This window comes from Streptomyces sp. RLB3-17 (assembly GCF_007113425.2).
In the GTDB taxonomy this organism is placed as follows: Bacteria; Actinomycetota; Actinomycetes; order Streptomycetales; family Streptomycetaceae; genus Streptomyces; species Streptomyces mirabilis_D.
Genome location: NZ_CP041610.2, coordinates 2,849,706 through 2,875,308, shown reverse-complemented (window position 1 = coordinate 2,875,308; position 25,603 = coordinate 2,849,706). Strand labels below are relative to the sequence as shown.

Genomic DNA, 25,603 nt, shown 5'->3' with positions numbered 1-25,603 from the left:
AGTTGCGCGCACGCCATCAACCAAGATCGATCGATACGAGGCCCTCACCGTGCGCCGACGCTCCCTCATGATTGCCGTACCCGCCGGACTGGTCACGCTCGCCGGATGCGGTGACGACAAGTCGGGCAAGGCCAAGTCCAGTACCAGCAGCCCGTCCCCGTCGGCCCCCGCGTCCGCCTCTGCGGCGCCGCCGCCGAAGATCGTCGACGGTCCGCTGCCGGCGATCACGGCCGGGACGAAGTTCGGTGAGAAGCCGACCGTGGCCAAGGGCAGCGGCTCCCCGTCGAAGGACCTGGCGGTCAAGACGGTCATCGCGGGCGGCGGCAAGACGGTCGCGGAGAACGACTACATCCAGGCCAACTACCTCGGCCAGATCTGGGACACCGCCAAGGTCTTCGACAACTCCTACGACCGTAAGACGCCGCTGCTCATCCAGCTCGCGCAGGGCGGCATCATCGACGGCTGGCGCTATGCCCTGGTGGGCAAGAAGGTCGGCAGCCGCGTCCAGATGTCCGTGCCGCCCACCTGGGGCTACGGCCCGCAGGGCAACACGCAGGGGGGCATCAAGGGCACCGACACGCTGGTGTTCGTCGTCGACATCGAGAACACCTTCAACGCGAAGAGCTCCGCCCAGGGCAAGGAGGTCGCGCAGAGCGACGCCGCCCTCCCGAAGGTCGGCACCAACACCGACGGCAAGGCCCCCTCCATCGACGTGCCGAAGGCGACGGCCCCGACGAAGCTCGTGGCGAACTACGTCCTCGAGGGCGACGGCGACGAGGTCAAGGCGGACAGCAGCGTCCTGGTGCAGTACAAGGGCGTGCTCTGGGACACCGGCAAGGAGTTCGACTCGACGTACAGCAGCGGCCGGCTGGCGTCGTTCTCGCTGCAGCAGGTCGTCAAGGGCTGGGCGCAGGGCCTGACCGGCAAGAAGGTGGGCAGCCGCGTCCTCATCGTCATTCCGCCGGCGCTGGGCTACGGCAACAACCCGCCGAGCGGCAGTGGCATCAAGAAGGACTCCACCCTGGTGTTCTCGGTGGACATCCTGGCCAAGATGTAACGCCTTGCGGGATGTGAGACTGTCGGTGTTGCTTTAAGGCCTTTACGCGAACAAGCAGGAGCTAGAGACGTGAGCATCGAGAAGCCCGAGATCGACTTCCCGGGCGGCGAGCCCCCGGCGGACCTCGAGATCAAGGACATCTGGGAAGGCGAAGGCCAGGTCGCCAAGGCCGGCGACTTCGTCAAGGTCCACTACGTGGGCGTGGCGTTCTCCACCGGCGAGGAGTTCGACGCCTCCTGGAACCGCGGCGCCCCGCTGGAGTTCCAGCTCGGTGTCGGTCAGGTCATCAGCGGCTGGGACCAGGGTGTGCAGGGCATGAAGGTCGGCGGTCGTCGCCAGCTGGTCATCCCGGCGCACCTCGCGTACGGCGACCGTGGCGCCGGTGGCCGAATCGGCCCCGGCGAGACGCTGATCTTCGTCTGCGACCTGGTCGCGGTCTGATCCACAGCGGGATCGGGTCTTGATCCGATCATCATGAAGGCCGGGTTCCCGCCCGATCTTCATACGCTCTGTGATCGGGATTCGTCCGAAGCCGATCACCTGGGGCCCATGCCTGTCCGGGCATGGGCCCTCGGCTTTTGCCGGGGCACTTCGGAGCGGTACGGTCAACGGTCGGAAGCACCATAGGAAGGGCGTCGATGGCCATTGCCAAGGCCGAGCGGCTGATGAACCTCGCGCTGTGTCTGCTCGGGACGCGGCGGCCGCTCAGCAAGCGCGAACTCCGCGAGTCCATCGAGGCCTATCTGGAAGCCGGGTCGGACGACTCCTTCAACCGGATGTTCGAGCGCGACAAGGACGATCTGCGCGAGCTCGGCCTGGTCATCGAGACGGTGGAGAACCTCGACGGCGAGGTCGGCTATCTCGCCCGCCGCGACAGCAACCGCCTGCCGCCCATCACCCTCGACGCCGAGGAGGCCGCCGCCCTCGGCCTCGCCGCCAAGGTCTGGCAGCAGGCCCGGCTGGCCGGCGCGGCGAGCGGTGCGTTGCAGAAGCTGCGCGCCGCCGGGCTGCCCGAGGACTTCGACCCCTACGAGGCGCATGGGGCCCTCGAACCGCACATCCCCGTGCACGAGGCGGCCTTCGAGCCGCTGATGCTGGCCTGCCGCGACCGCCGCCCGGTCGTCTTCGACTACCGCAAGGCCACCGCCGCGCACCCCGAGACCCGGCAGGTCGAGCCGTGGGCGCTGGAGTGCTGGCGCGGCCACTGGTACCTGGCGGGCTGGGACCGCGACCGCGGCGCCGAGCGCGTCTTCAGGCTCTCGCGGATCACCGGCAGGGTCCGCTCCCGCGCCGGGCGGTACACCGCCGAGGTGCCCGACGTCGTCACCGTGCGGGAGACCGTGGCGAGCTGGGCGGGCGAGATCGCCGACCGCTCCGCGCTGATCCGGCTGCGCACCGGCTCCGGTTACCCGCTGCGGGCCAAAGCGGTCTCGGTACGGGAACTCGGTGACGGCTGGGACGAGTTGGAGATTCCGTACGGGCACGGCCTGGACGCCTGGCTCGTCGAGTTCGGGCCCGACGTGGTGGTCCTGGAGCCCGCCGAGCTGCGGGCCGATGTAGTGGACCGGCTGCGCGCCGTGGCCAAGGGCTGAGGGGGAACGTAGAGAACGTGGCAGGAAAACCGGCCAGGCCCACGAACGCGATCGACCAGACCCGGCGGATGCTGTCCCTGGTGACCTATCTGCGCGAGCGCCCCGGCGCGCACGTCGGTGATGTCGCCCGGGCCTTCGGGATCACCGAGGACGAGCTGATCTCCGACCTCGACGTGCTGCCGCTGTGCGGGACCAGCTTCCGCGGCGGTGACCTCCTCGACATCGACACCGACGGCGACCGCATCTGGTGGCACAACCCCGACCTCGTCGCCGAACCCCTCCGTATCGCCGCGGACGAGGCGACCGCGCTCCTGGTGGCCGCCCGCGCGGTCTCCACGCTGCCCGGGCTGCGTGAGGGCGACCGGCAGGCGTTGCTGCGGGCCACCGCCAAGGTGGAGGCCGCCTCGGGCGAGGCGGCGGCCGCCAGCTCCCGCCTCTCGGTGACCTTCGAGTCCGAGGGCGGGGTCTTCGCGGACGTCGACCGGGCGATCTCCGAGCGGCGCCGGCTGTGGATCCGCTACTACTCGCCCTCGCGTGACGAGCTCACCGAGCGCGAGATCGACCCGATCCGCCTGGTCAGTGTCGGGCACACGTACGTGGAGGCCTGGTGCCGCCGCTCCGAGGCGCGCCGCACCTTCCGGCTCGACCGGGTCGCCGAGATCCGCATCCTCGACGAGCCGTCCGCGCCGCCCGAGATCGAACTGCGGGACCTCTCCGAGGGGCTGGTGCAGCCCGCGGCCGAGGATCCGGAGGTGGTCGTCGAGGTCGGGCCGGGCGGGCGCTGGGTCGCGGAGTACTACCCGCACGACAGCGCGGACGAGCTGCCGGAGGGCGGGCTGCGTATTGCTTTGCGGACCCCCGACCCCGCGTCGCTGCGACGGCTGGCGCTGCGCCTGGGCCGGGACGGTCGGATCGTGTCGCCGCCGGAGCTGGCGGACAGCGCCCGTGAGGCGGCTCGGGAGGCACTCGCGGCCTACGACGGGCTCGAGGGCGATCAGGACGGACCGTACGACAGGCAGGAGCAGGGGCTTTGACCACGTCGGCGATGTCGGGCGCGTCGGGGAGGGCCGGTACCTCGCAGAGGACCGGCGGGTCGGTGAAGGCGGGCGGCGCGGAGCGGGCCGGCGCGTCCGTGGGCACGGCGGAGATGACGGCCGTCACCGCGTTCGCCGGTATGCGGAGAGTCGCCGACGTGCTGTTCAAGGCCGGCTGCCCCGACTGCCGGGCCGCTCTGGAGCTCAGGGCGAACGCCCTGATGCTGGCCATCGGCGCCACCAGCCGCACCACGTTCTACTCCTTCACCTGCACCGAGTGCGGCTCGGCCGTCCGCAAGCCCGCGGGCGAGCGCATCGTCGAACTCCTCACCGGCGGTGGGGTGCGCACACTGCGCCTGCACTCCACGACTTAGGCTCGACCTCATGTTCTGGCCGATGTTCGCGATTGTGGTGGGTTTTCTTGGAATCGCCGTTCTCGGCGTCCTCGCTGTCCGTGTCTTCGTGGAAGCGGAGCGTCTGGGGAAGCAGGTGACGGACTCCGCGCGCCGGATCAGCCAGGCTGCCGACGACCTGGAGCGGGCGGCCGTCGGGGTCGCGCGTTCTGTGGATGCCGTATGACCTTCCAGGGATCCCGGTATGAGTCCGTCGAGGTATGCGCAATGAGCCGTTGGAACCTGTCAAGTTGCCGGTGAGGGCGGGTACGCTTCTGATCGTGGTCCGGAGAACGAGGCGCGGGCCGCGAACTGGGAGTACGCACAGGGATTGCCCCGCGTTAACCCCTGAGCGTTACGATCGCTGTCATCACGACGTTCGGACACATGTCCGACCGATCGGACAGCACCCCGACCCAGCCGCCTCGGTGAGAAGGTAAAGACTTATGTTCGGAAGGCTCGGCGCTCCCGAGATCATTCTCATCCTCGTCGTCATCATCCTGCTGTTCGGCGCGAAGAAGCTTCCGGACATGGCGCGCTCCCTCGGCAAGTCCGCGCGCATCCTGAAGAGCGAGGCCAAGGCGATGAAGGACGAGGGCAGCACCCCCGCCCCGGCCGGTCCGCCCAGCACCGACGAGCAGACCCCGGCTCAGCGCACGATCCAGGCCGCGCCCGGCGATGTGACCAGCTCCCGCCCGGTCACCGAGCCGACGGACACGACCAAGCGCTGACGCAGGGCCGGACGCGTCCGGTCCGCCGCACGAGATGAGGACGTGGGTTGCTCAAGTCTGCCCGCAAGAAGGAGAAGGATCCCGAGGGACGGATGCCCCTTGCGGACCACCTTCGTGAGCTCCGCAACCGGCTCGCGAAGGCGATGCTGGCCATCGTCATCGTCACGGTCGTGGCCGCCTTCTACTACAACGACATCATCAACTTCTTCACCAAGCCGGTGCTGGACTCGGTCGGGTGTCCTTCGAGCTTCGCCGAGCTGGCGAGGATGCCCAAGGGCAAGCAGTGCGCGCAGATCACGATCAACGGTCTGCTCGCCCCGTTCACCCTGGCGTTGAAGGTCTCGTTGATGGCCGGCGTCGCTTTCGCCTCGCCGGTGTGGCTCTACCAGCTGTGGGCGTTCGTCGCGCCCGGTCTGCACCAGAACGAGAAGAAGTACGCGTACGCGTTCGTCGGGACGGGCGTTCCGCTGTTCTTCGCCGGTGGCTTCTTCGCCTACAAGGTGCTGCCCACCACCGCGAAGGTGCTGATCACCTTCACGCCGCACGGTGTGAACAACCTGCTGCCGCTGGACGATCTGCTCGACCTCGTCACACGCATGGTGGTCGTCTTCGGTCTCTCCTTCGAGCTGCCGCTGCTGCTGGTCATGCTCAACCTCACCGGCATCCTGACCGGCAAGCGCATGCTCGGCTGGTGGCGCGCCATGATCATGGGCATCACGGTCTTCGCGGCCGTCGCCACGCCGAGCACCGACCCGCTGACGATGCTGGCGCTCGCGGTACCCATCTGGGTCCTCTACTTCGGCGCCGTCGTCTTCTCGCTGATGAACGACCGGCGCAAGCGGCTCCGCGAGGCCGAGGGGCCGGCGGACGACGAGGCCTCCGACCTGGACCTCACGCCCGAGGACATCGGCGAGGTCGAGAGCGTGTCGGCGCAGCGCGCGCTGCCCGAGCAGTCGGGCACGGACCGGGTCAACGGTTATGACGACGTGACCTGACGAAGGCCGGAGATCTCGTAGGGTCAGGGCCGTGACCAGCGAGATCACCCTCTTCGTCAATCCCACCGCGGGACGCGGCCGGGGCGCCCACGCGGCGCAGCCGGCCGCTTCCGCATTGCGGGCGGCGGGATTCTCCGTCCGTACGGTCCTCGGGGAGAACGCCGAGGACGCCCTCACACGCGCGCGTGCGGCCGTCGAGGGCGGCACCGGCGCCCTCATAGCCGTCGGGGGCGACGGCATGGCGAACCTCGCCCTCCAGGCCGTCGCCGGCACCCGCACCCCGCTCGGCCTGGTCGCCGCCGGCACCGGGAACGACTTCGCCCGCGCCCTCGGGCTTCCGGTGCGCGACCCGGCGGCCGCGGGACGGCTGATCGCCGAGTCCCTCAAGGGGGCGCGGCTGCGCGAGGTCGACCTGGGCCGGGTGAACGGCACCTGGTTCGCCACCGTCCTCGCCTCCGGCTTCGACTCCCGGGTCAACGATCGCGGCAATCGCATGCGGTGGCCGGTCGGCCGCTTCAAGTACGACCTCGCCATGCTCGCCGAACTGGCCGCCCTCAGGCCCCTCCCGTACCGGATCACCCTGGACGGCGGCGAGGTCCGGGAGATCGGGGCGACCCTCGTGGCGGTCGGCAACGGATCGTCGTACGGCGGCGGGATGAGGATCTGCGCGGGCGCCGACCTGGAGGACGGGCTGTTCGACGTCACGGTCGTCGGGGAGTGCAGCCGTACGACCCTGCTCAAGGTGTTCCCCAGGGTCTACCGGGGCACCCACCTCGACCACCCCGTCGTCACCGTGCACCGGGCCGCCAAGGTCGAGCTCGTCGCAGAGGGTGTCACCGCGTACGCGGACGGGGAGCCGCTGGGGCCGCTGCCGCTCACGGCGGAGTGCGTGCCCGCTGCGGTGCGCGTGGCCATTCCCTGAGCTGCGGGAATCCGGGGTTTGAGATAAACAGATCCGGATATTGATCGTCATGTTGTCAGTGGCTGCCGGTAGTCTCGAAAGCACGATGACAGAGGACCTCTCACCGGCCGAGCGGTATGCGGCAGCACGGAAGCGCGCTGTCGAGCAGGCCACCGCGCTCGCCTCCTTCCGCGAGATGTACGACTTCGGCCTCGACCCCTACCAGATCGAGGCCTGCCAGGCGCTCGAAGCGGGCAAGGGTGTGCTCGTGGCCGCGCCCACCGGCTCGGGGAAGACGGTCGTCGGCGAGTTCGCCGTCCACCTCGCCCTCCAGCAGGGCAAGAAGTGCTTCTACACCACGCCGATCAAGGCGCTCTCGAACCAGAAGTACGCCGATCTGTGCCGCCGTTACGGCGCGGCCAAGGTCGGCCTGCTCACCGGGGACAACAGCGTCAACTCCGATGCCCCGGTGGTCGTCATGACCACCGAGGTGCTGCGCAACATGCTGTACGCGGGCTCCCAGACCCTCCTCGGCCTCGGCTATGTGGTCATGGACGAGGTGCACTACCTCTCGGACCGCTTCCGTGGCGCCGTCTGGGAGGAAGTGATCATCCACCTCCCCGATTCGGTGACCCTGGTGTCACTCTCGGCGACCGTGTCGAACGCGGAGGAGTTCGGCGACTGGCTGGACACCGTGCGCGGCCACACCGAGGTGATCGTCTCCGAGCACCGGCCCGTCCCGCTGTTCCAGCATGTGCTGGCCGGGCGCCGGATGTACGACCTCTTCGAGGAGGGTGAGGGCAACAAGAAGGCGGTCAACCCCGATCTCACCCGCCTGGCCCGGATGGAGGCCAGCCGTCCGTCGTTCCAGGACCGCAGACGTGGCCGCGCCATGCGCGAGGCCGACCGCGAGCGCGAGCGCCGGCAGCGCTCGCGGATCTGGACACCGGGCCGCCCCGAGGTCATCGAACGGCTCGACGCCGAGGGCCTGCTGCCCGCGATCACGTTCATCTTCAGCCGCGCCGCCTGCGAGGCCGCCGTCCAGCAGTGCCTGTACGCGGGCCTCAGGCTGAACGACGAGGAGGCGCGCGCGAAGGTCCGCGAGATCGTCGAGGAGCGCACCGCGTCCATCCCCTCCGAGGACCTGCACGTCCTGGGCTACTACGAGTGGCTGGAGGGCCTGGAGCGCGGCATCGCGGCCCACCACGCGGGCATGCTGCCCACCTTCAAGGAAGTCGTCGAGGAACTCTTCGTACGCGGCCTGGTGAAGGCCGTGTTCGCGACCGAGACCCTGGCACTGGGCATCAACATGCCCGCCCGCTCGGTGGTGTTGGAGAAGCTCGTCAAGTGGAACGGCGAGCAGCACGCCGACATCACACCCGGCGAGTACACCCAGCTCACCGGGCGTGCCGGGCGGCGCGGCATCGATGTCGAGGGTCACGCCGTCGTGCTGTGGCAGCGCGGCTTCAGCCCCGACCACCTGGCGGGACTCGCGGGCACCCGAACCTACCCGCTGCGCTCCAGCTTCAAGCCGTCGTACAACATGGCCGTGAACCTGGTCGAGCAGTTCGGCCGGCACCGCTCGCGCGAGCTGCTGGAGACGTCCTTCGCGCAGTTCCAGGCCGACAAGTCGGTCGTCGGGATCTCCCGGCAGGTGCAGCGCAACGAGGAGGGTCTTGAGGGCTACAAGGAGTCCATGACCTGCCACCTCGGGGACTTCGACGAGTACGCGCGACTGCGCCGCGAACTCAAGGACCGCGAGACGGAGCTCGCCAAGCAGGGCGCGGCGCAGCGGCGCGCCGAGGCGGCCGTGGCGCTGGAGAAGCTCAAGCCCGGCGACATCATCCATGTCCCGACCGGCAAGTTCGCGGGCTTGGCGCTGGTCCTCGACCCGGGGCTGCCCGCGGGCCGGTCCAACGGCCACCGCGGCTTCGAGCACCACGACGGACCGCGCCCGCTGGTCCTCACCGCCGAGCGCCAGGTGAAGCGACTGGCGTCGATGGACTTCCCGGTGCCGGTCGAGGCGCTGGAGCGGATGCGTATCCCGAAGTCCTTCAATCCGCGCTCCCCGCAGTCGCGTCGCGATCTCGCCTCCGCGCTGCGCACCAAGGCCGGGCACATCGTTCCCGACCGGCTGCGCAAGCGCCGTTCCGAGGCCGCCGACGACCGCGAGATCGCCCGGCTGCGCACCGCGATCCGCGCCCACCCCTGCCACGGGTGCAACGACCGTGAGGACCACGCCCGTTGGGCCGAGCGCTACCACCGGCTGCTGCGCGACACCAAGCAGTTGGAGAACCGCATCGAGGGGCGGACGAACACCATCGCCCGCACCTTCGACCGGATCGTCGCCCTCCTCACCGAGCTGGACTACCTGCGCGGCGACGAGGCCACGGAGCACGGCAGACGACTCGCCCGCCTGTACGGCGAACTCGACCTGCTGGCCAGCGAATGCCTGCGCGCCGGGGTCTGGGAAGGTCTCGACCCGGCCGAACTCGCGGCATGTGTCTCGGCGTTGGTGTACGAGTCGCGGGTGGGTGACGACGCGATGGCGCCGAAGCTGCCGTCCGGCAGGGCCAAGGCGGCGCTCGGTGAGATGGTCCGCATCTGGGGCCGTCTCGACGCGCTGGAGGAGGACTTCCGGATCACCCAGTCCGAGGGCGTCGGCCAGCGCGAGCCGGACCTCGGCTTCGCCTGGGCGGCCTACGAGTGGGCTTCCGGCAAGGGCCTCGACGAGGTGCTGCGCGAGGCGGAGATGCCGGCCGGTGACTTCGTCCGCTGGTGCAAGCAGGTCATCGACGTGCTGGGCCAGATCTCGGCCGCCGCACCGGTCTCCGGCGGTGAGAGGTCGACGGTCGCGAAGAACGCCCGCAAGGCGGTCGACGGCCTGCTGCGCGGAGTGGTCGCCTACTCGTCGGTGGGCTGAGCCGAGCCGGTGGCCCGGTCGCTCGTGGCGCGCCGCCTCCCTGCCGGGGGCGGCGCGCCTTCCGCCATCGGGTGGTAGCCCCGGCGCCGCTGCCGAGCGGCCTCGGACCCGTCCCAGGCGTCGGTGACCTGTCGGGCGCGGCTCTCCGCCCGCGGCTCCTGACCGGTGCCGGGGGTCTCCACCCCGCTGCCTGCGGCCCTTTCGCTGCCGCACCCCGTGACGGCACCGGCTCCGGCGCTCAGGAGGGCGAGGGTGACGAGCAGACGGGCGAGGCGGGTGGTCTTGGACCGCATGGGTCTCCCGGGGGCCGACGCTGACGAACGGAAGGCGAGAGGTGGGGCGCGAAGCTCGTGCCACGCCTGTGACGCCCCGGCTCCGGGGCACGTTCGGCCCGCGTTCGTTTTCGCGATGCTCGGTGCCGCATCGTGACTCGTCGGCTTTCCGGCCCGACCACGGCCGTGAGGTCAGGCGCGGGTCCGAAGGTAGCCGCGCCAGCCGCCGTACTCCGTGATGTCCTCGGCCCCTTCGAGCGCCGCGGGCTCGCACAGGAAGCCGGGCACGTGAGTGCCGTCGGCGAGTTCGACGCGGCCCAGTGCCATCGGTCGCGGCAGCTCGCCGAGCAGCCGGCCGAGGCCCGCCGCGGGCAGCCGCCACACCTCGGCCTCGATGCGGGCTCCGGCGCTCTCGCCCACGTGGACCAGGCCCGGCTTGGGCGGGGTGGTGGACAGTGCGTGCAGACGGTAGGCGGGTGCCGTCGTGGTCGTACGTTCCCACTCCGCGCCCAGGGACAGGAGCTGGGGGTTCAGCGGCTGGCCGGACAGGTGGGCGCCGACCACCGCGATCCGCAGGCCCGGCTGGAGCAGCGCGGCGATCCGGGCGAGGCGTTCGTCCGTGAACGCCGGGCCGATCAGCATGACGCCGAAGGGCAGAGCGGCGGGCGTGAGACCGGCCGGGACGGCGACCGCCGCCAGGTCGAAGAGGTTCGTGGAGTTGGTGAAGCGGCCCAGCCGGGCGTTGGCGCCGAGCGGGTCGGCGGCGACCTCCGCGAGCGTGGGGTGGCCGGGTGCGGTCGGCAGCAACAGGGCGTCCGCGTCCCCGAGTTCGGCGAGGGCCCGGGTGCGCAGGGCCGCCAGCCGGTCCTGGTCGGCGAAGAGCTGGTGGGCGGGGATGTCCCGGGCGCGGGTGATGATCCCGGCGACGGTCGGGTCGAGACCTTCACCTCCCTCGCTGATCAACTTGTCGACAAAACTCCCCACCGCGGTATAGCGCTCGGCGACGAACGCGCCCCCGTAGAGCATCGCCGCCGCCTCGGTGAACGGGGTGAGGTCGAGCGTGCGCACCTCGGCCCCGGCGGCGACGAGCTGCTCCACGGCGGCCTCGTACGCCTGCGCCCAGCCCTCGTCGAGTTCGCCGAGCTGTGCCGTCGGGGGGACGGCGACGCGCCAGGGGCCGGGGGCCCGCTGGGGGAGTGCGGGGAGTTCGCGTCCGGAGGGGGACGCCAGGTACGAGAGGGCCTGCTCGGCCTCCGGGAGCGTACGGGCGAAGACGGTCACGCAGTCGAGCGAGGCGCAGGCCGGGACGACACCGGTGGCCGGGACCAGACCGCGGGTGGGCTTGAGGCCGACGATGCCGTTGAAGGCGGCGGGGACGCGTCCGGAGCCGGCCGTGTCGGTGCCGAGGGCGAGGTCGACGATGCCGAGGGCCACGGCCACGGCCGATCCCGAGCTGGAACCGCCGCTGATCCTGGCCGGGTCCAGGGCGCCTCGTACGGCGCCGTGCGGGGAGCGGGTGCCGACCAGGCCGGTGGCGAACTGGTCGAGGTTCGTGGTGCCGAGGACGAGTGCGCCGGCCGTGCGGAGGCGGGCGACCGCGGGGGCGTCGCCCTCCGGGGTGTACGCGTAGGCCGGGCAGCCTGCGGTGGTCTTCAGGCCGGCCACGTCGATGTTGCCCTTCGCGGCGAGGAGCTTGCCGGCGAGGGGGAGGTGTTCGCCTGCGGCGAGGCGGGCGTCGATGGCCTGGGCTTCTTTCTCGACCTCTGCCTGGGGGCGGAGGTCGATCCAGATCTCGGGGCGGTCGACCGCCTCGATGCGGGCGTAGGCCAGGTGGACTCGGGTCAGGACGGACATGGGTTGCTCCTGGTTCTTCGGGTGCGGGCCGGTGGGTGGTCCGTGCCCACCCGTTCCGCCATGGGGGTCCCCCCTGTTCGAGCGAAGCCGAGAACTTGGGGGAGGAACGCCTGCCCACAGACCACGGCGGGTGTCGAGGCGCCCGTTGGAATCGCCTGTGTGTGACGCCTGCCCGCAGGCCGCGGCGGGGTGTTGAGGCGGCCGTTGGAATCGCCTGGGTGTGGCGTCTGCCCGCAGGCCGCGGCGGGGTGTCGGGGCGGCTGTTGGGATTGCCTGGGTGTGGCGTCTGCCCGCAGGCCGCACGCGTGCTGTCAGGTGGCGGGTGCCAGGACGACCAGTGCTGTGCCCGCTTCCACCTGGGCGCCGGGCTTGGTGAGGACTTGTTGGACCACTCCGTCCATCGGGGCGGGCACCCTGGACTCCATCTTCATCGCCTCCAGCGCCAGCAGGGGCTGGCCGGTCGTCACCCGGTCGCCCGGCCTGACGTTCAGCTGCCACACGGAGGCCGCGAACTCGGCCTCGATCAGACGGCCGCCCGGGGGGACGGTCACCTCGGCGGTGGGCGCCGCGGGTGCGGACACGGCGTCCGCGCGGTCGAACTCGCCCGCCGCCTCCCAGGCGTCCCGCTCGGCGGAGAACGCGGCGCCCTGCCTGGCCCGGAACTCCGCGATGGACGTGGAGTGGGTGGCGAGGAAGGCCTCGTACTCGGCGAGTGAGAAGACGCCCTCCTCGATCCGGGGCACGAAACGGCCCGAGATGATGTCGGCGCGCAGGTCGAGGAGTTCATCGGGCTCGACGGCGTACCACTTGATGCGGTCGAAGAAGCGCAGCAGCCAGGGCGAGCCCGGCTCGAACGCGCCGCGCTGCTGCCACCCCGACCACACCTGGGTCGTACGGCCGACGAACTGGTAGCCGCCGGGGCCCTCCATGCCGTAGACGCAGAGGTAGGCGCCGCCGATGCCGACCGAGTTCTCGGCGGTCCAGGTGCGCGCCGGGTTGTACTTGGTGGTCACCAGGCGGTGGCGCGGGTCCAGCGGGGTGGCCACCGGTGCGCCGAGGTAGACGTCGCCCAGGCCGAGGACGAGGTACTCCGCGTCGAACACCGTGCGGTACACGTCGTCCACCGAGTCCAGGCCGTTCACGCGGCGGATGAACTCGATGTTCCACGGGCACCAGGGCGCGTCGTCGCGGACGCCCGCCATGTAGCGGGCGATCGCCTCGCGGGTCGCGGGGTCGTCCCAGGAGAGGGGGAGGTGCACCGTGCGGGAGGGGACGACCAGCTGGTCGCTCGGCGGGAGTGTGCGGGCTATCTCCCGTACCGCGGTGAGGAGTTCGTGCTGCGGAAGCCTGCCGGGGTCCGTCTGGATCTGCAGGGAGCGGATGCCGGGGGTCAGGTCCGTGACGCCGTCGAGCGCGGCCTCGGCCACGGATTCCATCAGCGCGTGGACCCGCATGCGCAGCGCCAGGTCCAGTTGCATGGGCCCGAATTCGACCAGCAGGTTGTCGTCTCCGCTGCGGCGGTACGTCACGTCGCCGTCCCGCGCGAGCACCCCGCCGTCGACGATCGCGGCCCGCTGCGAGCCGTCGTCGGCCAGCGGTGCGAAGCGCACGGTGTCACCGGGGCGGAACTGGCCGAGCTTCCAGCGTTCCGTGCTGACGACCGTCGCCGGGCAGACGAAGCCGCCGAGCGAGGGGCCGTCCGGTCCGAGCAGCACCGGCATGTCGCCGGTGTAGTCGACGGCGCCCACCGAGTACGGCGTGTCGTGGATGTTGGACGGGTGCAGGCCCGCCTCGCCGCCGTCGGTGCGCGCCCAGCGGGGCTTCGGGCCGATCAGCCGTACGCCCGTGCGCGCCGAGTTGAAGTGGACCTTCCAGTCGGCGGCGTAGAAGTCGTGGATGTCGTCCTCGGTGAAGAACTCCGGTGCGGCGTGCGGGCCTTCGAGCGCGCCGACCCGCCAGGTGGAGGAGAACCCGGGGCGGTCGCCGACCGGTACCGGCGCCCCGTGATCCGTCGCCGAGCCGCCGTGCAGTACGTCGCCCGTGCGCAGGGCGCGGCCTCCATGCCCGCCGAATCGGCCCAGCGTGAACGTGGACGCGCTGCCGAGGAACGCCGGTACGTCCAGGCCCCCGCCCGCGAAGAGCACGTAGGTGCGCAGGCCGTGTTCGGTGGGGGAGCCGACCTCCAGCAGGGCCCCCGCCGGTACCGTCACCGGTTCCCACTGCGCGACCGCCGCGCCGTCCACGGTGACCCGCGCCGGTGCGCCCGTGACGCACACCGTCGTGGCATGGGTGAAGCGCAGGGTCGGCCCCTGGAGGGTGCACTCCAGACCGGGTGCCCCCTCGTGGTTGCCGAGGGCGTGGTTGCCGAGCCGGAAGGAGAGGTCGTCCATCGGGCCGCACGGGGGCACCCCCACCTGCCAGTAGCCGGTGCGGCCCGGCCAGTCCTGGACCGTGGTGAGGGTTCCGCCGGAGACGACCTCGACGCGCTGCGTGGGATCGCCGACTTCGGCCAGCGTCGCCGTCGAATGCGTGGCCCGCCGGAAGGACGGTTCGGCGAGCGCGGCCCGCACCAGCCCCAGGTTCGTCTCGATACCGTCCACCCGGGTCCTGGCCAGCGCCTCGTCGAGGCGTTCCAGCGCGTGCGCCCGGTCCGGGCCGTACGCGATGACCTTCGCGAGCATCGGGTCGTACGACGTGGTCACCTCGGTGCCCGTCTCCACCCAGCCGTCCACGCGGACGCCGCCGGGGAACTCGACCCGCGTCAGCAGGCCCGCGCTCGGCCGGTGGTCGCGCGAGGGGTCCTCGGCGTACACCCGGGCCTCGACGGCGTGACCGCGCGGCGCCCCCGGATCGCGTACGACGTCCGACTCCCCGCGCGCGAGCCGCAGCATCCAGGCGACGAGGTCGACGCCGTAGATCTCCTCGGTTACCGGATGCTCCACCTGGAGGCGGGTGTTGACCTCCAGGAAGTAGGCCTCCTCGCGGGCGGCGTCGTAGACGAACTCGACGGTTCCGGCCGAGCGGTATCCGACAGCGGCACACAAGTCCCGTGCGGCGTCGGCGAGTTGGGTGCGGACGGCGGACGGCAGGCCCGGTGCCGGAGCCTCCTCCAGCACCTTCTGGTTGCGGCGCTGGAGCGAGCAGTCCCGGTCCCCGAAGGTGACGACCCGGCCCCGGCCGTCGCCGAAGATCTGTACCTCGACATGGCGGGCGTGCTCCACCAGCCGCTCCAGGAAGACCCCGGCGGAGGCGAAGGAGGCGGCGGCTACGCGCTGTACCCGCTCCCATGCCCCGGTCAGTTCATCGGCGGAGCGACATGCCGACATACCGATGCCGCCGCCACCGCCGGTGGCCTTCAGCATGACGGGATAGCCGATGCGGGCGGCCGCCTCCAGAGCCTCGGTGAGACCGGGGAGAAGTCCCGTGCCCGGCGCCAACGGCACCCCGGCCGCCTCCGCCGCCGCCCGCGCCGTGTGCTTCGCCCCGAACAGCTCCAGCTGCTCCGGCGTCGGACCCACGAACACGATCCCGGCGTCCTCGCAGCGCCGCGCGAAGGCCGCGTCCTCGGACAGGAAGCCGTACCCGGGGTGGATCGCCCCGGCCCCGGTGTCCTTGGCCGCCTTCAGGACGAGGTCGGCGTCGAGATAGGACTCCTTCGCGGGCGCGGGCCCCAGCCGTACCGCCTCGTCGGCGAGCCGGACGTGGGGTGCGGAGCGGTCGGCGTCGGAGTACACGGCGACCGTGCGCAGGCCGAGTTCACGGGCGGTGCGGATGATCCGTACCGCGATCTCGCCGCGGTTGGCGACCAGCAGGGTGTCGAAGGTCATCCCGTCGCCCCGCTCGCCTCGATGGTCATCTCCACCGCGGTCGGCTCGAAGCCGTTGCAGGGGTTGTTGATCTGGGGGCAGTTGGAGACCAGCACGAGGACGTCGCACTCGGCGCGCAGGGTCAGCGTGAGCCCCGGGGCCGAGATGCCGTCGACGATGCCGAGGGTGCCGTCCTTCTCGACCGGCACGTTCATGTACCAGTTGATGTTCGAGACGAGATCGCGCTTGCCGAGGCCGTACTTGGCGCCCTCCGCGAGGAAGTTGTCCACGCAGGCGTGCTGGGACCAGGTGTGGTGGCCGTAGCGCAGGGTGTTCGACTCCTTGGAGCAGGCGCCGCCGACCGTGTCGTGCCGGCCGACCTCGTCCGCGACCACGGTCATCAGCGGGGTGTGCTCGTTGGACATCAGCACGCTGCCGGTGGTGAGGAAGAGGTTGCCCTGCGCGTGGATGGTGTCGGGCGCGCTGTAGCGGACGGTCGTGTCGTGGGCGTCGTACACCAGGAAGTCGACGGCCTGGTTGCCGTGCAGGTCGGTGACGGTGAGCGTCTCTCCGGTGCGGACGACGGCGGACCAGGCGGCCCGGGCCAAAACCACGGTCTTCATGCGATCCCCCTCGCGGCAAGGAACTCGGCGGTGTTCAGGAAGGCGCGACGGCCCTCGGGTGTGGCCTCCCACAGCGGGTCGCCGGGCGCGGTCGCGGCCGCGCGCCAGGCGAGGACCTCCAGGGGAGTGCTGACGTACTCCGTACGGGGGTCGGCGGGGTGCGGCACGTTCGCGAGCAGCACGGTCACGTCCTGTTCGGCGCGGAGCGTCACGCTGCCGCCGGGGCCCGCCGGACCGGTGAAGTCCAGCGAGCCGTCGTCACGGACCTCCACTCCCTGGAAGAAGGAGAGCGAGGGGGGCAGGTCGCGGGGTTCGAGGCCGTTCTTGGCGGCGGCCAGCTTGAACAGTTCGCGGCCGGCGGGGGAGGCGGACTGCGGGGTTCCGTCGCCGTAGCGCTGGGTGTTGCGTACGAGGGTGGAGGTGCCGCAGAGCGTGTCGTGGCGGCCGGAGGTGTCGGCGACCAGGGAGGCGAGGACGCGGCCCTGGTCGGAGAGGAGCAGCTGCCCCTCGCCGAGGTAGGCGTTCCACTGGACCTTGACCGTGTCCGCCACGTTCAGGCGTTCCCAGGGGCGGTCGGCGGCGTACAGGAGCAGGTGTGCGCAGGCGTCGCCCCTGAGGTCGGTGAGCCTGAGTTCCGTGCCGCGGGCCAGCACCTTGTGCGTGTAGTTGCCGCCCGCCACCGTCTCCGCCCACACCAGGTGGCCCGCCTCGCAGGGCGGCGCGGGCCAGGCGCCCGCCGGGACGACGGGCATGGCCTCCGTGCGGGAGCCCTCTTGCGCCCGGGCGTGGGCACGGGCTCCGTAAGTGGTCGCTGTCGCCATCGCGAGTCCTCCGGCTCCTGGGTGGTTTCTGTCGCTCGACAGAAATTAGGGGCGGGGAGGGTCGGGGCCGTGTCCCGAGTGTTGCCGGACGGTTACCGACCCCTCACGGGGCGCTCCGCGGGTTTGGCGGTACGGGGCGCTCTGCGGGGTTTGAGGGTGCGGGTTGGTCGTGGCTGGGGTGCGCGGTTCCTCGCGCCCCTGGGGGGGCGGGGCGTGCTGTGGGTTTGGGGTTGCGGGTTGTGTGTGGCTGGGCGCGCAGTTCCTCGCGCCCCTGGTGGGTGGGCGCGCCGTTCCTTGTCCTGCTCGGGTCCGGTGTCGTGTGCGAGGATCGAACGCATGGGAAGTGGTGGTGGGCGACGGGTCGGGCGGCCACGGGCTGCGCAGCGGCCGGACAGCGGGCTGTCGCCGCGGGACGAACTGCTCGACGCCGCCGCCGAGTTGTTCACGACGAGCGGGTACGCCGCGACCACCACCCGTGCCGTCGCCGAGCGGGCCGGCATGCGCCAGGCGTCGATGTACCACTACGTCTCCGGCAAGGAGGAGCTGCTCGCCGAGCTCCTGGAGTCGACCGTCACACCCTCGCTCGCCTTCGCCCGGGAGCTCCTCGCCGACGACGCGACCCCGCCCGAGAACCGGCTGTGGGAGCTGTGCCGCACCGACGTGGAGCTGCTCTGCGGAGGCCCGCACAACCTGGGCGGGCTGTATCTGCTGCCCGAGGTGCGCGCCGAGCGCTTCGCCGGCTTCCATGCCGTACGGGCCGAGTTGAAGGACACCTACCGGCAGTTGCTGGCCGCGACCACGGCAGGTGGCGCGCTCGTCAAGAGTGAACTCGACCTGCGGACGGATCTGCTGTTCGGTCTCATCGAAGGGGTGATCCTCGTGCACCGGTCCGACCCCGAGCGGCCCGTGTCCGCCTTCGCCGAAGCGACCGCCGACGCGGCGCTGCGGATCGCCGGAATCTGACGTACCGCCCTGTGGAGGTACGGATTTCGCTTGCCCGTACACCGCTACTCATCGTGTGCGAACGAAGCCTGAGCGTGCAAACGGCCGAGAGTACTCCTGCCGCGCGGGCGATTTCAGGCGGTTGCTGAATATGACACGGCGATGATCCGGTCGGACTAAGCTCGCCCGCAGCGCACCGAGTTGAGATGTAATCGTGCGCTTGTTCCCAAAAGTTCCGAAGATGCGGTTTGACCACGCAGTTTCCCCACGAACTCCCCCCTACCCCAGCCGATTTGTCTCAGAGGGCATACATGGTGAGTGTTCAATCGCCTCCCGGTGGCCGTGAACTTCCCTACGCGCGCGTGCTGTTGCCTCCGGCCATACTGATGGCCGCGGTGACCGGGGCCGCCGTCGCCTTGGTGACGGGCCCGGCCCGGGCCGCCGTCGGCTGGTGTGGCGGCGTCGCGACGCTGCTGGTGATCGCGGTCGCCGCCGAAGCCGTACGCCGTGGCCGCGTCATCCGTGCCGTGCGCGCCGAACTGGCCCGCCGTACCGCGTACCTGGAACAGCGCATCGCCGCCCACGACCAGGACATCGTGCGCTTCCACCACGAAGTCCTGCCCGCCGCGATCCGGCGCATGAACCGCGGCATGAACCCCGACTCCGTGGCGCACCGCTTCGGCGTCGACGACCCCAGCCTGCCGCAGATCTCCGAGGTGGAACGGGACCTGCTGGGCACCGTCCTCCAGTTGCTGGACACCGAGAAACTGCTGCTCGACTCCTCGCACCGCTCCTTCGTCAACATCGCCCGCCGCGTCCAGGCGATCGTCCACCAGCAGAACAAGGAACTCCGCGAGATGGAGGAGGACCACGGGCGTAACCCCGAGGTCTTCGACGACCTGCTCCGCATCGACCACGGCACCGCGCTGATCGGCCGCCTCGCCGACTCCATCGCGGTGCTCGGCGGCGGCCGCCCGGGCCGCAACTGGCCCAAGCCCGTGCCGTTGTTCAGCGTGATGCGCGGCGCGATGTCCCGGATCCTCGAGTACCGGCGCATCGAGCTGCACTCGATCGCCGACGTCAACGTCAACGGCATCCACGTCGAACCGGTCATCCACGCGGTCGCCGAACTCCTCGACAACGCGACGCGCTATTCGCCGCCGAACAGCAAGGTGCACCTGACCGCCCTCAAGGTGCAGACCGGTGTCGCCATCGAGATCGAGGACTCCGGCGTCAGCTTCAGCGACGAGGCCCGCGGCAAGATGGAGGAACTGCTCCGGCAGGCCGCGGCCGGCACCGACCTCCAGGTTCTCGGCGAGGCCCCGCGGCTCGGCATCTCCGTCGTCGGCCGGCTCTCGAAGATGTACGACATGGCGATCGCGCTCCGCCAGTCCGCGTACGGCGGTGTCCGCGCGGTCGTCGTGGTGCCGAGCAACATGCTCACCAAGGACCCCGCGGCCTCCCTCGCCCACGGCATCGGCGCGAACTCCACCGCGACCATGGACACCGACGGGGTCGAGGGGCCCAACCGCAAGCCGAAGAAGCGTCGCCCGACCACCGGACCCCGCCTCCCCGAGCAGGACGACGGGGCGAGGGACGACGACGCCCCCCTGGTCACCGAATGGACGCCCAACGGCCTGCCGCAGCGGCGCAGCCGGGTCAAGATCCCGCTCAGGGAGCGGTACGCCGAGGCCGCCCGGCTCGCCGCCGAGGAAGCGGCGGCCGCCTCCGCGGCTCCCTCCTGGGGCACTGTGCCCGCCACCCCGAAGAAGCAGGAGACGGAGAAGGAAAAGGAGAAGCCACCGGGGCACTGGGTCGAGGCGTTCTGGGAGGGCCTCAAGCGTGACCCGGACCCCAACGCGTTCACCACGAAGAACCAGGCGGCCTCGGAGGCCGACGACGAGGGGGACCTCAAGTGATCCATCAGCGGGACAACTTCGACTGGATGCTCAGGGATCTCGCTGACGGAGTACCGGGCATCCAGCAGATCGTGGTGCTCTCCGCCGACGGACTGCGCATCGCACGCTACGGCGGCAACCCGGACGCCGCCGACCGCGTCGCCGCGGCCTGCGCGGGCCTGCAGAGCCTGGCCGCGGCGGTCGCGAGCGAGGTTCCCAGCAGCGACGGCACGATGAAGATGGTCCTCATCGAGATCGACGGAGGTTACTTCTACCTGATGTCCGCCGGGGCCAACGCCTATCTCGCGGTCCTCGCCAACCAGATCGCGGAGCCCGGCCTCATGAGCAACCGCATGAGCGACCTCGTCGCCCGGATCGGCGCCCATCTGACCAGTCCGCCGAGGCGCAACGGGCAGACCGTATGACTCCTCCGCAACGCCGACGGCGATACCCCAAGGAAGAGTTCACCGAGCCTCCCCGGGAGCGGCCTCCCCAAGAGGGTGAGGAGGACGGTGAGGAAGAGGACCCCAAGAATCCCGGGCGCCTGTATCTGCTCACCGGTGGGGGCGAGGCGGGCGAGCGGGCCGACCTGGACCTGGTCACCTTGATCGTGGCGCGCGCCGACGCGCCGACACCCACCACCCAGCCGGAGCAGTCGGCGCTGCTCCGGCTCTGCCAGACCCCTCTTTCCGTGGCCGAGCTCTCGGCCTATCTCAATCTGCCGTTCAGCGTGGTGACCGTCCTGCTCACCGAGCTGCTGGCGGCCGAACTGGTACAGGCACGCGCCCCGATCGTTCGCTCGGCGCTCCCCGACCGTTCCCTCCTCGAAGCGGTGATGCATGGACTTCAAAAGCTCTGAGACGATCACCGGCCCGCGCGCCGAGGACCATCTGCCGCACACGGCGCAGGCCGCCGTGAAGATCGTGATCGTGGGCGGGTTCGGAGTCGGCAAGACGACCATGGTGGGTGCCGTCAGCGAGATCAAACCGCTGACCACCGAGGAGACCATGACGCAGGCCGGCATCGGCATCGACGACAACTACGGCTCGGAGACCAAGACCGCGACCACCGTCGCCATGGACTTCGGCCGCATCAGCATCACGGAACGGCTGGTGCTCTACCTCTTCGGCACCCCCGGCCAGGAGCGCTTCTGGTTCCTGTGGAACGGCCTGTTCGAAGGCGCGCTCGGCGCGGTCGTACTGATCGACACCCGCCGGCTGGAAGTCAGCTTCGACGTGATCGGCCGTCTGGAGGAGCGCGGTGTGCCCTTCGTCGTCGCCATGAACACCTTCCCGGACGCGCCCAGCTATCCGATCGAGGACCTGCGCGCCGCGCTCGACCTGTCCGAGGACATCCCGATCGTGCAGTGCGACGCCCGCCGCCGGGCCTCCAGCCGGGACGTCCTGATGACGCTGATGCACTTCCTGTACTCGCTCACGATGAGCGAGGCACGCACCTGATGCCCGCGTCGGCCGCCACTCCCGCCCCAAGACACCGGACCATCCGCAAGAACCCGGACACCCCCAAGAACCCGGACACCCTCAACACACCCGATCCACTTCAGTTTCGGAGCGATCACCGTGACGTCTGAATCCCACTTCCCGGCCGGTACGGACGACCGTACGCTCGCCCCGCCGCCCGGCTGCCCCGCCCACGGCCTCGGTCCCGGCGGGCTGCACCGGCTGTACGGCCCCGAGGCGGACGACCTGGGAGACCTGTACGAGAAACTCCGTCAGGAGCACGGTGCGGTCGCCCCCGTCCTGCTCCACAACGACGTGCCGATCTGGGTGGTGCTCGGCCACGCCGAGAACCTGCACCTGGTGAGCACCCCCACACACTTCTCCCGGGACAGCCGGCTGTGGAAGGCCGTCCAGGACGGCACCGCCGGCCCCGACCACCCCCTCGCGCCGCACATCGCCTGGCAGCCCATCTGTTCGCACGCCGAGGGCGACGAACACCTGCGGCTGCGCGGCGCGGTCATCGGTGCCATGTCGACCATCAACCACCGCACCATCCGGCGACACATCAACCGCGCGACCCAGCTGCTCGTCAACCGGTTCTGCGAGAAGGGCCGGGCCGACCTGGTCAGCCAGTTCGCCGAGCACCTGCCGATGGCGGTGCTGTGCGAGATCCTCGGCATGCCCGACGAGTACGACGACCGGCTGGTGCAGGCGACCCGCGACCTGCTCAGGGGCACCGAGACCGCGATCGCCAGCAACGAGTACGTCATGAACATCCTGATCAGGCACACCGCCCGGCGCCGGGTCGAGACCACCGGGGACTTCACCAGCGTCCTGATCAACCACCCGGCCCAGCTCACCGACGACGAGGTCTCCCAGCATCTGCGCCTGGTGCTGCTCGCCGCGTACGAGGCCACGGCCAACCTGCTCGCCAACGTGCTGCGCGTGGTGCTCACCGACCCGCGCTTCCGTGCCCAGCTGAACGGCGGGCAGATGACGGTGCCCCAGGCGGTCGAGCAGTCCCTGTGGGACGAGCCGCCGTTCAGCGCGGTCCTCGGCTATTTCGCCAAGCAGGACACGGAGTTGGGCGGCCGGGAGATCCGCCGGGGCGACGGTCTGATCCTGGGGATCGCGCCGGGCAACATCGACCCGAAGGTGCGTCCCGACCTCAAGGCCAACATGATGGGCAACCGCGCCCACCTCGCCTTCGGCGGCGGCCCCCACGAGTGCCCGGGCCAGGACATCGGCCGTGCCATCGCGGACGTCGGGGTCGAGGCACTGCTGATCCGGCTGCCCGACGTCGAACTCGAGGGCGACGAGGACGAGTTGCGCTGGCGCTCGTCGATGTCCTCGCGCCACCTGGTGCAGCTTCCGGTGTACTTCGCGCCGCAGGCGCCCCAGGACGTCGAGGAAGTGCCCTCCATCAGCCCCGTGCCGCGGCCGCGGCCGAGCCTGGAGGTCACGACGGACGAGCCGGCCGCGGCGCCCGCCCCGGCACCCGTGGCATCGCCCGTCCTGCCGGCGACACCGGAACCCGTACGCCGGCTCGGCGCCTGGCAGCGCTTCCTGCGCTGGTGGCGGGGCTACTGAGCCGGGCCGTCGGCGATCACGCACCCTGGGCCCACTCGTCGTACGAGGACCAGGCCCGCAGTGCCCGCCCACTGACGAACCGGTGCGCGCGTCCCGTGACCGGATCGGTGAACTCCAGGACCCGCGCGAGCAGTTGGAGCGGACGCCGGAAGTCACCGGCCGGCACGGGGCCGGTCACCACCGGGTAGAGCGGATCGCCGAGGATCGGAACGCCCAACGCGTTCATGTGAACCCGCAGTTGATGGGTCTGCCCGGTGTGCGGCAGCAGGCGGTAGCGCCCCAGTCCGTCGCGGTGGTCGGTGAGTTCGACCTCGGTGTGGGCGTTCGGCTCGCCCGCCACCTCGCGCGCGGCCAGCACCCCGCGCTCCTTCACGATCCGGCTGGTGACGGTCCGGGGCAGCGCGAGCCCCGTGTCGTACGGGGCCACCGCCTCGTACTCCTTGCGGACCAGCCGGTCGCGGAACAGCGTCTGGTAGGCGCCGCGCTCCTCGGGCCGCACGGTGAACAGCACGAGCCCGGCGGTGAGACGGTCCAGCCGGTGCGCGGCGCCGATCGCCGGCAGGCCGAGCTCCCGCCGCAGCCGGGCCAGGGCGGTCTCGGCGACATGGCCCCCGCGCGGGGTGGTGGCGAGGAAGTGCGGCTTGTCGGCGACGACGATGTGCTCGTCGCGGTACACCACGTCGAGGGCGAACGGCACCGGTTCCTCGTCGGGCAGCTCCCGGTGGAACCACACGAACATCCCCGGCTCGTACGCCGCGTCGGGCGCCACCGGACGCCCGTCGGCGCCGACGATCAGGCCGTCCCCGAACATCCCGTCGATCACCCCGGCCCCGGCCGCGAGCCGCTCCACCAGATGCTCCCGCACGGTGGCCCACCCCCCGTCCCGCGGCAGTCTGATCCGCACGGGGTCGACTCCCTCGCGCTGCGGCAGGGGGGAGGGCGGGATCCGGGGTCTGCGTCTCACCTGGTCAAGCGTACGAGGCTCGGGGTGGGGGAGGGGTTCAGGCGTACGAGGCCGGGACCACCTCGGGCGTCTCGGCCACCGGTGTCCGCGCCCGGTAGGCCCGGTAGGCGGCGCCCGCGACCAGCGTCAGGCCCAGGAACAGCACCGTGAACCACTGGAAGTACCAGTGTCCGCCGGCCGGGTCGTACACCGCCGCGCGCGGCCAGGCGAGGTTGACGGTCATGAAGAGGCCGTAGACGAGGCCGATCACGTTGACGGGGACGCCCCAGCGGCCCAGCGAGAAGAGCGGGGCGCCCCTCTCGTCGGTGCCGTCGGCGGTGAACTGTCCGCGCAGCCGACGGACCAGCAGTGGTCCGGTCACCATCGCGTAGGCCAGGTACAGCATCACGATGCAGGTGGTACCGATCGCCAGGAAGGCGTCCGGGGAGGCGAAGTTGAGCAGCAGCAGAGCGGCGGCGAGGACGCCGACGACCAGGGCGGGAGCGCTCGGCATGCCGGTGCGCGGGTTGACCTTGGAGAGGCGGCCGGAGAAGGGGAGCTGGTGGTCGCGGGCCATCGAGAAGAGCATGCGGCAGGCGGCGGTCTGGATCGCCAGGGTCGCCACCGCGATGGCCACCACGACGTCGGCGAGCAGCGCGCGGCCGACCCCGTCGCCGAGGCTGCTGGTCAGGACGTAGCTCAGACCGTCGACGCCGAGACGGCCGTCGGTGAGGCTGGGCGCGGCGAGCAGTCCGCCGAGCACGATCAGTCCGCCGAGCAGACCCGCGGCGCCGAGCGCGGTGAGGATCGTGCGGGGCGCGGTGCGACGCGGGTGGTGGGTCTCCTCGCTCATCTCCCCGGCGCTGTCGAAGCCGATCATGACGTACGCGGCCATGAACGAGCCCACCATCAGCGCCCCGAACAGGCCGGTGCTGCCCTGGCCGGTGTGGAAGGTGATGCCGGGGGAGCGCTCGGAGTGGGTGAGCAGGAGCACGATGATCAGGACGGCGCCGATGATCTCGGCGGTGACACCGATCCGGTTGATCATCGACATCACACGGTTGTCGATGACGTTCACCAGGGTGGTCAGCACGAGGAGGATCACGCCGAGGACCGCCGCGTTGGCCGCGCCGTCGGGGCTGGTGGGAGCCGGATCGCTGCCGACCAGCTGGAAGCCGGACCAGATTGCGGGCAGCACCATCTGCAGCGCGAGCGCCGCCGCCGCGACCACCACGATCTGCCCGATCACCATGATCCAGCCGGCGAACCAGCCGAAGGAGAGGTTCGACAGGCGCGAGGACCACTGGTAGATGGCGCCTGAGATCGGATAGCGCGCGGCCAGCTCCGCGAAGCAGGCGGCGACCGCCAACTGGCCCACCAGCACGGCCGGCCAGGTCCAGAAGAAGACGGGGCCGCCGAACGCGTACCCGAAGGCGAAGAACTGGAAGACGGTCGTCAGGACGGAGATGAAGGAGAACCCCGCGGCGAACGAGGCGTACCGGCCGAGGCTGCGGTGCAGCTCCTGGCGGTAGCCGAACTCGGCCAGGGATCGGTCGCCGGAGGACTCCGGAGGATCGGGGCGTACGTCGGAGGGGGCGGTGGTGGTCACGGCGGCACCTGCCTTCGGCGCGGAAGGGTGGGCGGGGTGGGTGTGCTGGACGGCGTGAGCCGGATTCCTGTCGGGTGACAGAAATTAGGGAGTACCTGTTTCGCTCGCGTGACACGGCCGTGTCGGGGTCGGGCCTAAGTCCTCACGCCCTTGCGCCCCG

At 70.9% G+C, this 25,603-nt stretch carries 23 protein-coding genes; 16 read left to right on the top strand and 7 right to left on the bottom strand.

The annotated features are described in order from the left end of the window. The first annotated feature begins 49 nt into the window (after positions 1-49). The 10 genes from FNV62_RS13465 (at position 50) to FNV62_RS13420 (ending at position 9,625) form a co-directional block, all read left to right on the top strand. Positions 50-1,057, top strand: coding sequence for an FKBP-type peptidyl-prolyl cis-trans isomerase (locus FNV62_RS13465; protein ID WP_054231170.1), 1,008 nt, complete (start codon positions 50-52; stop codon positions 1,055-1,057). A 69-nt stretch (positions 1,058-1,126) separates the two neighbouring features. After that, positions 1,127-1,498, top strand: coding sequence for an FKBP-type peptidyl-prolyl cis-trans isomerase (locus tag FNV62_RS13460; protein WP_054231171.1), 372 nt, complete (start codon positions 1,127-1,129; stop codon positions 1,496-1,498). 197 nt (positions 1,499-1,695) lie between these two features. Then, entirely contained in the window at positions 1,696-2,649 is a 954-nt protein-coding gene (locus FNV62_RS13455) for a helix-turn-helix transcriptional regulator (protein WP_054231172.1), read from the top strand. 17 nt (positions 2,650-2,666) lie between these two features. Then, a complete protein-coding gene (locus FNV62_RS13450; RefSeq protein WP_054231173.1) occupies positions 2,667-3,683 on the top strand; it encodes a helix-turn-helix transcriptional regulator in 1,017 nt (338 codons plus the stop codon). A gap of 113 nt (positions 3,684-3,796) precedes the next feature. Further along, positions 3,797-4,057, top strand: a complete 261-nt coding sequence (locus tag FNV62_RS13445) for a hypothetical protein (RefSeq protein ID WP_054231214.1) — start codon at positions 3,797-3,799, stop codon at positions 4,055-4,057. Positions 4,058-4,067: 10 nt separating this feature from the next. Beyond that, positions 4,068-4,262 (top strand): hypothetical protein, encoded by a 195-nt coding sequence (locus FNV62_RS13440; RefSeq protein ID WP_054231174.1) that lies wholly within the window; start codon positions 4,068-4,070, stop codon positions 4,260-4,262. 259 nt (positions 4,263-4,521) lie between these two features. Continuing rightward, the gene (gene tatA / locus FNV62_RS13435; RefSeq protein ID WP_054231175.1) at positions 4,522-4,806 is read left to right on the top strand and encodes a Sec-independent protein translocase subunit TatA; all 285 of its coding nucleotides are present in this window, start codon (positions 4,522-4,524) and stop codon (positions 4,804-4,806) included. Positions 4,807-4,853: 47 nt separating this feature from the next. Then, a complete protein-coding gene (gene tatC / locus FNV62_RS13430; protein ID WP_179858121.1) occupies positions 4,854-5,801 on the top strand; it encodes a twin-arginine translocase subunit TatC in 948 nt (315 codons plus the stop codon). A 31-nt stretch (positions 5,802-5,832) separates the two neighbouring features. Then, the gene (locus FNV62_RS13425; RefSeq protein WP_143601163.1) at positions 5,833-6,723 is read left to right on the top strand and encodes a diacylglycerol kinase; all 891 of its coding nucleotides are present in this window, start codon (positions 5,833-5,835) and stop codon (positions 6,721-6,723) included. A gap of 40 nt (positions 6,724-6,763) precedes the next feature. Further along, a complete protein-coding gene (locus FNV62_RS13420; RefSeq protein ID WP_060902304.1) occupies positions 6,764-9,625 on the top strand; it encodes a DEAD/DEAH box helicase in 2,862 nt (953 codons plus the stop codon). Here the strand turns inward: FNV62_RS13420 and FNV62_RS13415 are convergent. From FNV62_RS13415 to FNV62_RS13395, 5 genes are all read right to left on the bottom strand, one after another. After that, the gene (locus FNV62_RS13415) at positions 9,607-9,918 is read right to left on the bottom strand and encodes a hypothetical protein (RefSeq protein WP_143601162.1); all 312 of its coding nucleotides are present in this window, start codon (positions 9,916-9,918) and stop codon (positions 9,607-9,609) included. The two genes, FNV62_RS13420 and FNV62_RS13415, sit on opposite strands and share 19 nt — an antisense overlap. Positions 9,919-10,089: 171 nt before the next feature. Then, complete coding sequence (gene atzF / locus FNV62_RS13410) at positions 10,090-11,751, bottom strand: allophanate hydrolase (RefSeq protein ID WP_143601161.1); 1,662 nt, start codon at positions 11,749-11,751, stop codon at positions 10,090-10,092. A gap of 311 nt (positions 11,752-12,062) precedes the next feature. Next, a complete protein-coding gene (locus FNV62_RS13405) occupies positions 12,063-15,578 on the bottom strand; it encodes a 5-oxoprolinase/urea amidolyase family protein (RefSeq protein ID WP_143612902.1) in 3,516 nt (1,171 codons plus the stop codon). Then, positions 15,575-16,180: an urea amidolyase associated protein UAAP2 gene (locus FNV62_RS13400; RefSeq protein WP_101406119.1), complete on the bottom strand. Its 606-nt coding sequence runs from the start codon at positions 16,178-16,180 to the stop codon at positions 15,575-15,577. The genes FNV62_RS13405 and FNV62_RS13400 overlap by 4 nt, the downstream gene beginning before the upstream one ends. Then, positions 16,177-17,001 carry an urea amidolyase associated protein UAAP1 gene (locus FNV62_RS13395; protein WP_097283981.1) on the bottom strand — a complete coding sequence of 275 codons (825 nt, stop codon included), beginning with the start codon at positions 16,999-17,001 and terminating at the stop codon, positions 16,177-16,179. Before FNV62_RS13395 ends, FNV62_RS13400 begins: the two co-directional genes overlap by 4 nt. 336 nt (positions 17,002-17,337) lie before the next feature. On the opposite strand from FNV62_RS13395, the gene FNV62_RS13390 reads away from it, so the two are divergent. The 6 genes from FNV62_RS13390 (at position 17,338) to FNV62_RS13365 (ending at position 22,891) form a co-directional block, all read left to right on the top strand. Then, the gene (locus FNV62_RS13390) at positions 17,338-17,964 is read left to right on the top strand and encodes a TetR/AcrR family transcriptional regulator (RefSeq protein ID WP_143601159.1); all 627 of its coding nucleotides are present in this window, start codon (positions 17,338-17,340) and stop codon (positions 17,962-17,964) included. A 290-nt stretch (positions 17,965-18,254) separates the two neighbouring features. Further along, positions 18,255-19,862, top strand: coding sequence for an ATP-binding protein (locus FNV62_RS13385; RefSeq protein ID WP_143612901.1), 1,608 nt, complete (start codon positions 18,255-18,257; stop codon positions 19,860-19,862). Then, positions 19,859-20,266 (top strand): roadblock/LC7 domain-containing protein, encoded by a 408-nt coding sequence (locus FNV62_RS13380; protein ID WP_054231184.1) that lies wholly within the window; start codon positions 19,859-19,861, stop codon positions 20,264-20,266. The genes FNV62_RS13385 and FNV62_RS13380 overlap by 4 nt, the downstream gene beginning before the upstream one ends. After that, positions 20,263-20,700: a DUF742 domain-containing protein gene (locus tag FNV62_RS13375; protein WP_097283978.1), complete on the top strand. Its 438-nt coding sequence runs from the start codon at positions 20,263-20,265 to the stop codon at positions 20,698-20,700. The genes FNV62_RS13380 and FNV62_RS13375 overlap by 4 nt, the downstream gene beginning before the upstream one ends. Continuing rightward, complete coding sequence (locus FNV62_RS13370) at positions 20,681-21,301, top strand: GTP-binding protein (RefSeq protein ID WP_097283977.1); 621 nt, start codon at positions 20,681-20,683, stop codon at positions 21,299-21,301. The genes FNV62_RS13375 and FNV62_RS13370 overlap by 20 nt, the downstream gene beginning before the upstream one ends. Positions 21,302-21,421: 120 nt before the next feature. Then, on the top strand, positions 21,422-22,891 hold the full coding sequence (locus FNV62_RS13365; protein ID WP_143612900.1) for a cytochrome P450: 1,470 nt from the start codon (positions 21,422-21,424) through the stop codon (positions 22,889-22,891). A gap of 16 nt (positions 22,892-22,907) precedes the next feature. Here the strand turns inward: FNV62_RS13365 and FNV62_RS13360 are convergent, their stop codons facing one another. After that, positions 22,908-23,855, bottom strand: coding sequence for an RluA family pseudouridine synthase (locus FNV62_RS13360; protein WP_054231188.1), 948 nt, complete (start codon positions 23,853-23,855; stop codon positions 22,908-22,910). 37 nt (positions 23,856-23,892) lie between these two features. Beyond that, entirely contained in the window at positions 23,893-25,443 is a 1,551-nt protein-coding gene (locus FNV62_RS13355) for an amino acid permease (RefSeq protein ID WP_060899890.1), read from the bottom strand. Positions 25,444-25,603: the final 160 nt, after the last annotated feature.